10 protein-coding genes are annotated in these 12,013 nt (G+C 61.3%); 7 read left to right on the top strand and 3 right to left on the bottom strand.

The window, feature by feature from the left end; translation table 11 throughout:
* The first annotated feature begins 162 nt into the window (after positions 1-162).
* The 5 genes from rimP to rbfA are packed head-to-tail and all read left to right on the top strand — an operon-like array spanning position 163 to position 6,117.
* A complete protein-coding gene (gene rimP, locus AABE20_RS12625; RefSeq protein ID WP_338333388.1) occupies positions 163-741 on the top strand; it encodes a ribosome maturation factor RimP in 579 nt (192 codons plus the stop codon).
* A 30-nt stretch (positions 742-771) separates the two neighbouring features.
* On the top strand, positions 772-2,319 hold the full coding sequence (gene nusA / locus AABE20_RS12620; protein WP_338333387.1) for a transcription termination factor NusA: 1,548 nt from the start codon (positions 772-774) through the stop codon (positions 2,317-2,319).
* 14 nt (positions 2,320-2,333) lie between these two features.
* On the top strand, positions 2,334-2,984 hold the full coding sequence (locus AABE20_RS12615; RefSeq protein ID WP_338333386.1) for an RNA-binding protein: 651 nt from the start codon (positions 2,334-2,336) through the stop codon (positions 2,982-2,984).
* Positions 2,981-5,656, top strand: coding sequence for a translation initiation factor IF-2 (gene infB / locus AABE20_RS12610; protein ID WP_338333385.1), 2,676 nt, complete (start codon positions 2,981-2,983; stop codon positions 5,654-5,656). Before AABE20_RS12615 ends, infB begins: the two co-directional genes overlap by 4 nt.
* Positions 5,653-6,117, top strand: coding sequence for a 30S ribosome-binding factor RbfA (gene rbfA / locus AABE20_RS12605; RefSeq protein ID WP_338333384.1), 465 nt, complete (start codon positions 5,653-5,655; stop codon positions 6,115-6,117). The genes infB and rbfA overlap by 4 nt, the downstream gene beginning before the upstream one ends.
* Positions 6,118-6,206: 89 nt before the next feature.
* On the opposite strand, the gene AABE20_RS12600 is transcribed toward rbfA, so the two are convergent.
* Positions 6,207-6,668 (bottom strand): Lrp/AsnC family transcriptional regulator, encoded by a 462-nt coding sequence (locus tag AABE20_RS12600; RefSeq protein WP_338333417.1) that lies wholly within the window; start codon positions 6,666-6,668, stop codon positions 6,207-6,209.
* A gap of 128 nt (positions 6,669-6,796) precedes the next feature.
* Here AABE20_RS12600 and alr point away from each other — a divergent pair, with 128 nt between their 5' ends.
* Together alr and AABE20_RS12590 are read left to right on the top strand one after the other, a co-directional pair.
* Positions 6,797-7,942, top strand: coding sequence for an alanine racemase (alr, locus tag AABE20_RS12595; protein ID WP_408740956.1), 1,146 nt, complete (start codon positions 6,797-6,799; stop codon positions 7,940-7,942).
* Between the two features lie 29 nt (positions 7,943-7,971).
* On the top strand, positions 7,972-9,228 hold the full coding sequence (locus AABE20_RS12590; RefSeq protein ID WP_165991646.1) for a D-amino acid dehydrogenase: 1,257 nt from the start codon (positions 7,972-7,974) through the stop codon (positions 9,226-9,228).
* An 87-nt stretch (positions 9,229-9,315) separates the two neighbouring features.
* On the opposite strand, the gene AABE20_RS12585 is transcribed toward AABE20_RS12590, so the two are convergent.
* Positions 9,316-10,557, bottom strand: coding sequence for an AGE family epimerase/isomerase (locus AABE20_RS12585; protein ID WP_338333382.1), 1,242 nt, complete (start codon positions 10,555-10,557; stop codon positions 9,316-9,318).
* Complete coding sequence (rfaE1, locus tag AABE20_RS12580; RefSeq protein ID WP_338333381.1) at positions 10,550-12,004, bottom strand: D-glycero-beta-D-manno-heptose-7-phosphate kinase; 1,455 nt, start codon at positions 12,002-12,004, stop codon at positions 10,550-10,552. Before rfaE1 ends, AABE20_RS12585 begins: the two co-directional genes overlap by 8 nt.
* Positions 12,005-12,013: the final 9 nt, after the last annotated feature.

Raw genomic sequence — 12,013 nt, 5'->3', positions numbered from 1 at the left:
TAGTCCAGCGGTAATTTATTTTTTATGGTCAGCCGTGCGCAAACAGGGTGTGGGTGGTTTCTGCCCTTGCAGTCTACGCCTGAGTGCACTAGATAAGCCATCATCCTTCTCAATTTGAATGACGTTTCGGGGGGTGGCCTTAGAAGGGCCGCCTTTTTTGCTTTGGACAATGATCTTTCTGCCCATTCTGGCCTTGAGGGCCGCCTTGTTGCACTGATTGCCCCTGCCGTAGAGGAAATGGGGTATGAAATTGTGCGTGTGGCGGTGCTTGGGCGCGAGCGGCCCACGGTGCAGATCATGGCCGACCGGGCGGACGGAATGTTGATCAATGTTGAGGATTGTGAGCGAATCAGCCACGCCGTTGGCGCTGTGCTGGATGTGGAAGACCCCATTCCGGGGGCATGGACGCTGGAAGTGTCCTCTGCCGGAATCGACCGCCCGCTCACACGTGCCAAGGACTGGACCCGTTTTGCGGGGCATCAGGCCAAGGCGGAAGTTCTGGTTCCCATTGAAGGGCGGCGTCGCTTTGCCGGTATTTCTCTGGGGTCTGATGGAACAGTGGCCCGTATGCGTCTGGATGACGGCACCGAGGTGGCTCTGCCACTGGCCGAAATCCGCAAGGCGCGACTGGTGCTGACCGATGCGCTGATTGAAGACAGCGCCCGTATGGTACAGCCTGCATCGGATGCAGGTGTGGAGCAGAATGGCAAAAAAGAGCCGCCTGCTTCCAAGGTGCATTGATAAAGCTGCCTGTTTTGGAGAGCTGAGAGCATGGATACCTCCGTTTCCCGTCCTGAACTGCTGCTGGTGGCAGACGCTGTTTCGCGCGAAAAGGGCATTGACCGTGAAGAGGTTCTGGAGGCCATGGAGCAGGCCATCCAGAAAGCTGGCCGCGCCAAATACGGGCACGAAAAGGACATTCGCGCCACAATCGACCGCCGCTCGGGCGAGGTACGCCTCTCCCGCTGGACGGAAGTTGTGGACGTGGTGGAAAATGAAGATGCGCAGATCGCGCTCTCCATCGCCCGCAAGTTCCGCCCCGAAATTCAGGCTGGCGAATATCTGATCGACCCGCTGCCCCCGATCGACTTCGGGCGTATTGCGGCCCAGACCGCCAAGCAGGTTATTGTGCAGCGTGTGCGTGAATACGAACGCAAGCGCCAGTACAACGAATTCAAGGACCGCGTGGGCGAGATCGTGAACGGCACCGTCAAACGGACCGAATACGGCAACCTGCTGGTCGAAATCGGCTCCGCCGAGGCGCTGCTGCGCCGCGATGAGCTGATCCCGCGTGAAACATTCCGGAACTCCGACCGCGTGCGCGCCTACATCTATGATGTGCGTGACGAACCGCGCGGCCCGCAGATTTTCCTCTCCCGCACGCATCCGGCCTTTCTGGCCAAGCTGTTCGCGCAGGAAGTGCCCGAAATCTATGACGGGATTATCGAAATCAAGGCCGTTGCCCGTGACCCCGGGTCCCGCGCTAAAATGGCCGTGATCTCGCGTGATGCCTCCATCGACCCCGTCGGGGCCTGCGTTGGTATGCGCGGCTCCCGCGTGCAGGCTGTTGTGGCCGAATTGCAGGGCGAAAAAATCGACATCATTCCCTGGAGTCCGCAGGCCGCCACGTTTGTGGTGAACGCGCTGGCCCCTGCTGAAGTCAGCAAGGTGGTGATGGACGAGGAAGCCGGGCGTGTTGAAGTTGTTGTGCCTGATGACCAGCTCTCCCTCGCCATTGGTCGGCGTGGGCAGAACGTGCGTCTGGCCAGCCAGCTCACGCGCTGGGATATTGATATTCTGACCGAAGCGGAAGAATCCGAACGCCGTCAGGAAGAATTCCGTCGTCGCAGCGGCCAGTTTGTTGAAGCGCTGGACGTGGATGATGTGATTGCAGGCCTGCTGGTGACCGAAGGCTACCATAGCATTGAGGAACTGGCTTTTGCCGACCCCGATGAACTGGTGGGCATTGAAGGGTTTGACGACTCGGTCGTGCAGGAACTGGTGCAGCGTGCCGAAGGCCACCTTGTCCGGCAGGAAGAAAAGCTGGATGAGCGCCGTCAGGAGCTTGGTGTTACCGACGATATTGCAAATATGGGTGTGTTCACCAACCAGATGCTTGTGACACTGGGTGAAAAGGGTGTAAAAACTCTGGACGACCTCGGTGATCTGGCTGGCGATGAGCTGGTCGAAATTCTGGGGGCGGATGCCATAGAAGAAGACGCCGCCAATGAGATTATCATGGCAGCGCGTGCGCACTGGTTTGAGGATGAAGCAGGTGCAACCTCTTCAGCCGCGCCAGAAGGCGGGGCAGGCGTCTGAGGCCTTGATACAGGGTGGGTGGTGATTTCTTGCCAGCAGCAGAAGAGAAGGGCAGCCTCCGCAGGTGCGCAGTCACGCGGGAGGAAGGCATTCCGGCTCAGATGGTGCGGTTTGTTATCTCACCATCATCCATAGTCGTCCCTGATCTGGACGCGCGTCTGCCGGGACGGGGAATATGGTTGAGTGCCCGCCGGGATGTGATAGAACAGGCCTGCAAACGCGGCGTGTTCGCGCGCTCTGCGCGGATGCAGGTCAAGGTGCCGGAAGATCTTCTCTCTCAAGTGGAAGTAGGTCTGCACCGGCGGATGATAGAATTGGTTGGGCTGGCACGACGCGCCGGTCATGCCATTAGTGGCTTCGTTAAGGTGCGCGAATGGGTTATGCAGCGTCGTGCTGCTGTTATCGTTCACGCATCGGACGGAAGCAGGGAAGAACTGGACCGCCTGTTATCGGGTGGTCGGGATATTCCTGTCGTTGATGCGTTGTCGTCCGAAGAACTGGCTAAGGTTTTTGGGCGTGAACGTGTTGTGAATGTGGCGCTGGCGGCCGGCGGGCTGGCTACGCGTCTTTGTTGTGAAAACAGACGTTTTGCGGGGGTGGCCGTTGGCGATCCCCGGGTCTGCCGGACCTTTCCGGCGGATGGGTGTGAACAGGCGGGTCAATGAGCGAAGGCAAGGATCAGGATCAGGGTAAGGGGCGTTTGTCCCTTCGGCCGGCAGGGCGTCCGGAGGTCGGACGGACGGTTGATGCCGGGTCCGTGCGGCAAAGTTTCAGTCATGGCCGTTCAAAGGTCGTGCAGGTGGAAGTGCGTAAAAAACGTGGTCCTTCCCCGGCTGGCGCTGGTGGGCGCTCCGGTGGTTCCCGCGCAGGCGGCGGCCGTACCCTGACCGCAGCCGAACTGGCCATGCGCCAGCGCGTGCTTCAGGAACAGAAGAAAGAGGCCGAAGACGCCGAACGGCGTGATGCCGAACGGCGCGAAGCCGAGAAGATTCGTATTCTTTCCGCCGCTGAGGAAGCGCGCCGGAAGGAAGAAGAGGACAAGCGTCTGGCTGAAGAGCGCGAGGCTGAAGAAGCCGCCGCGATCGATGCCGACCGCAAGGCCCGGATTGATGCGATCAAACCGATCGAGGTCAAAGCGCCTGTTGTGTCCGCAGTGCCGATTCCCGGTGAAGTCACACTGGCTCCCCCCGCTGGCCGTCTGCGCCCGCTGGCCGAGCGTGCGATCATGCCTGCCAAGCCGCTCAAGCCCGCTGCACCTGCGCGGACCCCTGCTGCGGCTCCCGCAGCGGAAAAGGACGCCAGTGCAGCCCAGACCCTGCGCCTGCGCAGTGGCCGTGGCGCCGAAGGTGAGGAAGAACAGCGCCGTGGCCCAGCCCGTAACAAGGCGGTGCCGCCACGCAAGAACAGCAGTGGCCGCAAGGGGGACACCGGTGGTGGCCGCCGTGCAGGCCGGATTGACGTGCAGGCCGCGATTGAGGGGGATGACGACAAGACCCGCTCGCTCGCTTCCGTGCGCCGCCAGCGTGAACGTGAGCGCCGTCAGGCCGAACTGGAACGCCTGCGTTCCGATCAGGTTAAAGTTGTGCGTGACGTTATTCTGCCCGAAACAATTACGGTGCAGGAACTGGCCAACCGTATGGCGGCCCGTCAGGGTGAGGTGATCAAGGCGCTCATGAAAATGGGCGTTATGGCAACCGTAACCCAGAGCATTGATGCCGATACGGCGGAACTGGTGGTGGAAGAATTCGGCCACCGCGTACGCCGCGTGTCCGAAGCGGATGTGGAATTGGGTATTGAAGGCGTGGAAGACGCGACCGACGATATGCAGCCCCGTCCGCCCGTGGTTACGATCATGGGGCATGTTGACCACGGCAAGACCTCCCTGCTGGATGCACTGCGCACCACGGACGTGGCGGCGGGTGAAGCCGGTGGCATTACCCAGCACATCGGGGCTTATCAGGTTACTCTGGAATCCGGTGCGAAGATCACCTTCCTGGATACACCCGGACATGAGGCCTTTACGGCCATGCGTGCCCGTGGCGCGTCCATTACGGATGTGGTCGTGCTGGTGGTGGCAGCCGATGACGGGGTGATGCCCCAGACGATTGAGGCCATCAAGCACGCCAAGGCGGCCAATGTGCCCATGATCATTGCCATCAACAAGATGGACAAGCCGGGCGCCAAGCCCGAGCGCGTGCGGCAGGATCTGTTGCAGCACGAGATCGTGGTCGAATCCATGGGTGGTGACGTGATGGACATTGAAGTGTCCGCACGCCAGCGCACCGGGCTGGACAAGCTGGAAGAAGGTATTCTGCTTCAGGCGGAAATTCTGGAACTTCAGGCTAACCCGGAACGCGCAGCCGAAGGTGCGGTTATTGAAAGCCGTCTGGACCGTGGTCGCGGTTCGGTTGCTTCCGTGCTGGTGCAGAAGGGTACGCTCCGTAAGGGTGACATTGTGGTCGCCGGTGCTGAGTGGGGCCGTGTGCGCGCTCTGGTTGATGACCGTGGTCGTCAGGTTGAAGTTGCTGGTCCGTCCATGCCGGTGGAAATTCTGGGTCTGTCCGGGGTTCCCGCTGCTGGTGCACCGTTTGTGGTCGTGGAAAACGAAAACCGTGCCCGCGAAATTTCCGAGTTCCGCCAGCGTAAGCTGAAGGAACATCAGGTTGCCGGGCAGGTTGCTGCCCGTGGCACGCTTGATCAGATGCTGGCCCGTATTCAGGCCGGTGTGCAGAAGGAAGTGTCTGTCCTTATCAAGGCGGACGTGCAGGGTTCGGCCGAAGCACTCCAGACCACAGTGCTCAAGCTGGCGAATGAAGAAGTGGGCGTGCGCGTCCTGAATGCCTCGGTCGGTCAGATCACGGAAAGTGATGTGCAGCTTGCCAAGGCATCGGATGCCGTCATTATCGCCTTTAACGTGCGTGCAACCTCTCAGGCGCGGCTTCTGGCCCAGCGTGAAGGGGTGGACATCCACTACTACTCCATCATCTATCAGGTGGCGGACGATGTGGAGCTGCTCGTACGTGGCAAAATGGCGCCCAAGCATCGTGAAAAGTTCCTTGGCTACGCCGAAATCCGCAAGGTTTTCGAAATCAGCAAGGTTGGCAAGGTGGCCGGTTGCTTTGTAACCGACGGTGTTGTCAAGCGTGGCTGTGGCGTGCGTCTGCTGCGTGATGGCGTGGTGATCCATGAAGGTGATCTGAGCCAGCTCAAGCGCTTCAAGGACGACCAGAAGGAAGTGACCAAGGGTTACGAATGTGGTCTTTCCTTTGCAGGCTACAACGATCTGCGCGAAGGCGATGTGGTGGAATGCTTTGAAAGCGAGTTAATTCCAGCATGAGTCGTCGCCACGGATCAGGCAGTAAAACAGGGGGACCGGCGGACTACATCGCCGGTCTTTCCTCATCTGGCCCATCGCAACGGCAGTTGCGGGTAGGGGAGGAAGTGCGGCGCGTTCTGGCGGAACTGTTCGCACGCACCACCTTCCGTGACCCCGATCTGTCCGATGTGGCCATTACAGTGACCGAAGTGCGGCTTGCACCGGACTTCAAACATGCCACCGTGTTTGTAACGCGGCTGGGACGGAGCGATGTGGCAGCACTTCTGCCCGGTCTCAAGCGGGTTGCTCCGTGGCTGCGCACACAGCTTGCCCACAAACTGACCATCCGCACGGTGCCCGAGCTGCACTTCCAGCCCGATACAGCGTTGGATACAGCCATGCATGTGGATTCGCTGCTCCGCCTGCCCGAAGTCCAGCGTGACCTTGGCAGTGCAGATAAGAACCAGCCGGACGAAGACTGAGTTCCTCTGCGCCAGCAGGCTTGAAAACTGTTTTTGAAGAAACCTGTCCGGGGTCACCCTGACAGGTTTTTTTTGGCGCGGCGTCTGGCCTACCCGCCAGTCTGCCCTTTTTCCTGCTGCACAATGGGGCGGATGGCAAAATTGCTTTGAATACGCACAACACCGGGCAGGCGGGATAATTCCTCTTTATGGATGCGCTCGTAATCCTGCATGTCGCGCGCTTCCACCCGGAGCAGGTAGTCGGCATCGCCCGTCATCAGGTAACATTCCTTTACGTCCGGGCATTCGCGGATGCGGCTTTCAAACCGGCGGAGGCATTCCTCGGTTTGGCGCTCCAGCGTGATCTGCACAATAACCGTGGCCACGGGGGGCGCGTTGCGGCGGGCGATAATGGCCTGATACCCGCGTATAACCCCTTCTTTTTCCAGCATTTTAACGCGGCGCAGGCAGGCCGAGGGCGAAAGCTCAATACGCTCGGCCAGTTCGGCGTTGCTCAGGCGGCCATCATGGCGCAGGTGGCGGAGTATGGCTTCGTTAATGCGGTCTGGCATAATCTGTCTTTTGTGGCCTTTTGGCGCAATATTGTGCAGAAATAAAAAGGAAACGCCCAGATCATGCACCACAATGGCAGGATATGCCATAAAGAGTGCGGTAAAATTCTGATACCGTAACAGAACGGATATTTGTCGTGACCCATGCCCCCACTCCCGTTCACGCTGGCTGGCCCGCACAACGCGCTGGAGCGGTCCTGAGCGTTAATCTGGACGCGGTCGCCCATAATTACAGGCAGGTTGTGGCCCACGCGCCCAATGCGGTGTGCGCGGCTGTGGTCAAGGCCGATGCCTACGGGCTGGGGGCTGCACAGGTGGCGCCCGTTCTGGCTGCCGCTGGGGCCACACAGTTTTTTGTGGCCCATGTGGACGAGGGGCTGGCCCTGCGCCCGCATGTGGGCGCGCAGGCGGGCATTACCGTATTGCACGGCCCCCGGCCCGATGCGGTGGAGGCCTGTCTGGCGTATAATCTGCGTCCGGTGCTGAACAGTCTGGAACAGATAGGCTGGGTCCGTGCGGTGGCGCATGCGCAGCAGCGGCGCATTGGCGCTGTGCTGCAACTGGATACGGGCATGTCCCGCTTTGGCTTGTCCGCGCAGGATGTGGCGCATATTGCCGCAAACCCGGACCTGCTGGATGGGCTGGATGTGCAACTGGTCATGAGCCATCTGGCCTGCGCGGATGAGCGGGCAAACCCGGCCAATGCCGAACAGGCCGCCCGGCTGGTGGCCTATGCGGCGCAATTACCTGTGTCTGCCCCCCTTAGTCTTGCGGCGTCCTCGGGGGTGTTTTTGGGGCCGGATTATCATTTTGGTCTCGTCCGCCCCGGCGCCGCACTGTATGGCGTGGCCCCCCACCCGGGCGAACCCAACCCCCTGCGCCCGGTTGTGGGGCTGAAAGCCCATGTGTTGCAGATCCGCACACTCAGCAAAGGCGACCGCGTGGGGTACGGGCTAACTTGGCAGGCCGAAGGGCCACGGCGCGTGGCCACCATTGCCGTGGGTTATGCGGATGGCTTTGTGCGTGCCCGTGCCAATGGTCTTGTGTGGTTTGGCGGGCAGTCCCTGCCCATACTGGGCCGTATTTCCATGGATTCCATGACCGTGGATATTTCCGCCATTCCGCAAGGCCAGCTTGAGGCCGATGGCATGGTGGACCTTCTGAGCGACACATATGGCGTGGACGATGTGGCCCGCGCGGAAGGCACGATTGGCTACGAAGTCCTGACATCGCTCGGGCATCGCTATTATCGCAATTATACGCGCACTGCCTGAGGGCAGAACAGCAGGGAAAGAGTAGGATCATGAAGGTTCTTGTTCTGGGTAGTGGTGTTGTGGGTGTAACAACCGCCTGGTATCTGGCGCAGGCCGGGCATGAGGTCACGGTTGTGGACCGCCAGCCCGGTGCGGGGCTGGAGACCAGCTTTGCCAATGCGGGGCAGGTGTCCCCCGGTTATTCCTCCCCTTGGGCTGGGCCGGGTATTCCGCTCAAGGCGGTCAAATGGCTGTTTATGAAGTACAGCCCCTTTGTGTTCTGGCCCATGCCCGACCCGCATTTGTGGAAGTGGCTGGTGCAGATGCTGGAAAACTGCAACACCCCCGCCTATGACCGCAACAAGGGCCGCATGGTCCGGCTGGCCGAATACAGCCGCGACGTTATGTGCGACCTGCGCCGTGAAACCGGCATTGAATATGATGACCGGCAGCAGGGCACCTTGCAGGTGTTCCGCACCCAAAAGCAGATGGACGGCGTGGCGCAGGACATTGCCGTGCTGAAACAGTACAATGTGCCGTATGAGGAACTGAACACCGCACAATGCGTGCAGGCCGAACCGGGGCTTGCCCCTTCGGCGGACAAACTGGTGGGTGGTCTGCGCCTGCCGGGGGACGAAACGGGGGATGCCTTCAAGTTTTCCCAGCGTCTGGCGGACATGGCCGCAGCAGCAGGCGTGACCTTTTTGTACAGCACCGATATTCGCAAAATCCGGAGCGAAAGTGGGCGTGTGAGCGGGGTGGAAACATCTCGCGGGGTGCTTACGGCTGACAGCTATGTGCTGGCGCTTGGCAGCTTTTCCCCCGCTCTTGTGCGGCCTTTGGGGCTGGACCTGCCAATTTACCCGGTCAAGGGGTACTCCCTTACGGCGGATATTACCGATGCCGCCCGTGCGCCGGTTTCCACCATTATGGACGAGACCTTCAAAATTGGCATTACCCGGTTGGGTGACCGGGTGCGTGTTGGGGGTACGGCGGAACTGGCGGGCTTTAGCACCCGCCTGCGCGCGCCCCGGCGGGCAACGCTGGAACATTCGGTTACCGACCTGTTCCCCAATTGCTGCAACGTGCCCGCAGCCCAGTTCTGGACCGGCCTGCGCCCCATGACCCCCGACGGCACGCCCATTATTGGCCGCACCGGGCTGGACAACCTGTACACCAATACGGGGCATGGCACGCTGGGCTGGACCATGGCCTGCGGGTCGGCCCGTGTGCTGGCGGATATTATGTCCAACCGCAAGCCAGACATTGCCTATGAGGACCTGAACCTCTTCCGCTACCGGCCCTAAGACCCATGCCCCCGCACGCAGCGGGGGCTTGCGCGCAGCACTCTTGTGTAGGCTGCGCGCCGCCTTCGCGCCGTGCTGGGGCGTGGTTCAGGCGGGTGGGGGGAGTGCCAGTAGCGCCCTTGCGGCGCCGTAAATATGGTAGAGCGAGCTTGCGGGCATATGGTCCACCGCTGGTGTGCCGTCTGCCCCCATGCGGTCGATCCAGCCTCCGTGCAGATGTGCCGGGGCAAAGGTGGCCAGAAAAGTCCGGCTTAGGGTGTGCAGTAGCCCGGTTTCCGCCATTGCTGCCGTTGCCGTTGCCGTTGCCGTTGCCGTTGCCGTTGCCGTTGCCGTTGCCGTTGCCGTTGTTGTCGTCGCGTGGTTTGCGCCTTCTGCCTGCCTGCATGCCAGCAGGCGCAGCAGTTCGGTCTGGGGCCATATGCGGGTGCTGGTGTGGGCAAGTGCGCCGTTATCCATAATGCCATCGCGCACAAGCTGGTGGGTTACACCATACTGCCTGCCAGACTGGAGCAGATGCCCGGCAACACTGTGCAGGCGTGTGGCCTGCGCATCCGTGGGGTTCAGGCGGGCATAGGTGTCCAGCAGCCATGCCCACTCGAACAGGTGGCCCGGCTCCACCGGGTTTTGGCCATAGGCCTTGCACGGTGCCCAGTCGGGACCAAAAAATTCCAGCAACAGGCCCGAATGCGGGCTGATAAAGTGGTCGAGCGCCAAGGCCACCAAGGGCTGCGCCCGGTCCAGATAAAACTGGTCCGCCGTGACCTCAAAAAGCGCCAGATACGCTTCCAGCAGGTGCATATGTGGGTTCTGGCGGCGGATGGCGTCTGGTGCGGGCACGGCATCTGCAAAACCGCCATGGGGGGCGTGAAAGATGCTTTCCACGTCCGCCACGGTTTTGTGCACAACCTTCAACAAGGCCTGATCCCCGCTCAGGCGGTAGGCCCATGCGTGGGCAAACAGGATAAAGGCGTGGGCATACAGGTCGCGCACGGTGCTGGAGGGGCGGCCATCTGGCCCGAGTGCAAAAACCCAGCCCGGTTGTCCATCCGCCTGCCAGTAGCGGGCCTGCACTTCCGCCAGAGTACGCATGGCGTTGTCGGCTGCGTTAAAAACACCATCCAGTTGCGCCTGACAGAAGGTGGCAATCTGGCGGGCCTGCACCATAAGGCGCAGGTGGGGCACGGGCAGGGGGGTGGCCTCAAACGTCAGCCGCTCATGGTACAGGTGGCGGGCGGAGTTGTAGCCCGTGCTGCTCCACAAAGGGAGTGCGTGCTCCACCAGCCATGTGCGCCAGAGTTGGGGGGCGGGCTGTGCCGGGGCCTCAGGCATTGGAGGGGGAGGCGCTGGGGGTGTTCATTTTTCGCACCAGATTGCTGGTTGAGCAGCCCTCCACCAGCGAGACCAGTTCCACCCGGCCGCCAGCAGCCTTGACCACATCGGCCCCTACCACGGTGTCCTCCGTATAGTCCGCCCCTTTGACCAGCACATCGGGTTTGAGCGCGGTAATCAGCTCCAGCGGGGTGTCCTGGTCAAAAATGACCACCATGTCCACATCGCGCAGGGCGCGAATGACCGTGGCGCGCGCCATTTCGTCCTGCACGGGTCGGGTCGGGCCTTTCAGCCTGCGCACGGAGGCATCGCTGTTAATGGCCACAACCAGTTTGTCCCCCAGTTGCGCCGCCGCGTGCAGGAGCGAGACATGCCCCGGATGCAGCAGGTCAAAACAGCCATTGGTGAACACAACACTGGCCCCGTGCTGGTGCCACCGGCGCATGACCGCGCAGGCCTGCGGCCATGTGGCGATAAGGCCCGTATCGGGGTTGTCCTCCTTTAACGCCTCGCCCAGTTCGGCGCGGGTTACGGCGGCCGTGCCCAGCTTGCTGACGGCAATGGAGGCGGCAGCGGTTGCAATAATAATGGCGGCATCCAGATCCTGCCCGGCGGAGAGCACGCTGCCAATGGTGGCCACCACCGCATCGCCCGCGCCGGACACATCATACACCTCGGATTTGCGCGCGACCTGATGGCGAATATGCCCGTTGCGCTGCCACAGGGTCATGCCCTCCTCGGAGCGGGTGATCAGCACATCCCCCCCAAACTGTTCGGAGGCCACGCGGGCGGCCTGTTCCACCTGTTCGTTCGTGTGCTGGGGCAGGCCTGTGGCCACGGCCATTTCCGCCCGGTTGGGGGTAATCAGGCTGGCGCCACGGTAGGCGGCAAAGGTCTTGCGCTTGGGGTCCACAATAACGGGAATGTTGCTGGCCCGCGCATGGTCGATAACGGCGCGCAACACCGGATCGGACAGAACACCCTTTGCGTAATCCGAGCAGATCAGCACATCCGCGTTGCTCAGGGCGGCAATGGCCTGCGCGATCAGGCGGCTTTGGGTGGGGGGGGAGAAGGCGATAATGGTTTCATCATCAATCCGCACGATCTGCTGGTGCCCGCTGACCACCCGCATTTTGGAAATGGTGGCCCAGCCCGGCTCCGTTACCAACCCGTCTATGTTAATATTGGGCCAGATGCTCAGGGCGTGGCGCAGGGTTTGGGCGTTCTCATCATCCCCCACAACGCCAATCAGGCTGACCGTGCAACCCAGTGCCGCAGCGTTGACCGCCACATTGGCCGCACCACCGGGGACCGCGCTCTGGCGCGCCTTGCGCAGCACGGGCACAGGGGCCTCGGGCGAGATACGCTCCACTGTTCCAAAAACATATTGGTCCAGCAGCAGGTCTCCGATAACGACCAGTCGTCCGAATTCAAAATTTTCAATCATGGAAGGTCA

Source organism: Acetobacter zythi, from assembly GCF_963921165.1.
Lineage (GTDB): Bacteria > Pseudomonadota > Alphaproteobacteria > Acetobacterales > Acetobacteraceae > Acetobacter.
Note: the sequence above shows the minus strand (reverse complement) of the source record. Positions and strands in the feature narration are given on the sequence as shown.

What these genes read in the sequence shown, in the direction of transcription:
- infB (WP_338333385.1), top strand. Translation starts at nt 2,981, where the DNA reads ATGAGCGAAGGCAAGGATCAGGATCAGGGTAAGGGGCGTTTGTCCCTT.
- rfaE1 (WP_338333381.1), bottom strand. Translation starts at nt 12,004, where the DNA reads ATGATTGAAAATTTTGAATTCGGACGACTGGTCGTTATCGGAGACCTG.
- rbfA (WP_338333384.1), top strand. Translation starts at nt 5,653, where the DNA reads ATGAGTCGTCGCCACGGATCAGGCAGTAAAACAGGGGGACCGGCGGAC.
- nusA (WP_338333387.1), top strand. Translation starts at nt 772, where the DNA reads ATGGATACCTCCGTTTCCCGTCCTGAACTGCTGCTGGTGGCAGACGCT.
- AABE20_RS12585 (WP_338333382.1), bottom strand. Translation starts at nt 10,557, where the DNA reads ATGCCTGAGGCCCCGGCACAGCCCGCCCCCCAACTCTGGCGCACATGG.
- AABE20_RS12590 (WP_165991646.1), top strand. Translation starts at nt 7,972, where the DNA reads ATGAAGGTTCTTGTTCTGGGTAGTGGTGTTGTGGGTGTAACAACCGCC.
- AABE20_RS12600 (WP_338333417.1), bottom strand. Translation starts at nt 6,668, where the DNA reads ATGCCAGACCGCATTAACGAAGCCATACTCCGCCACCTGCGCCATGAT.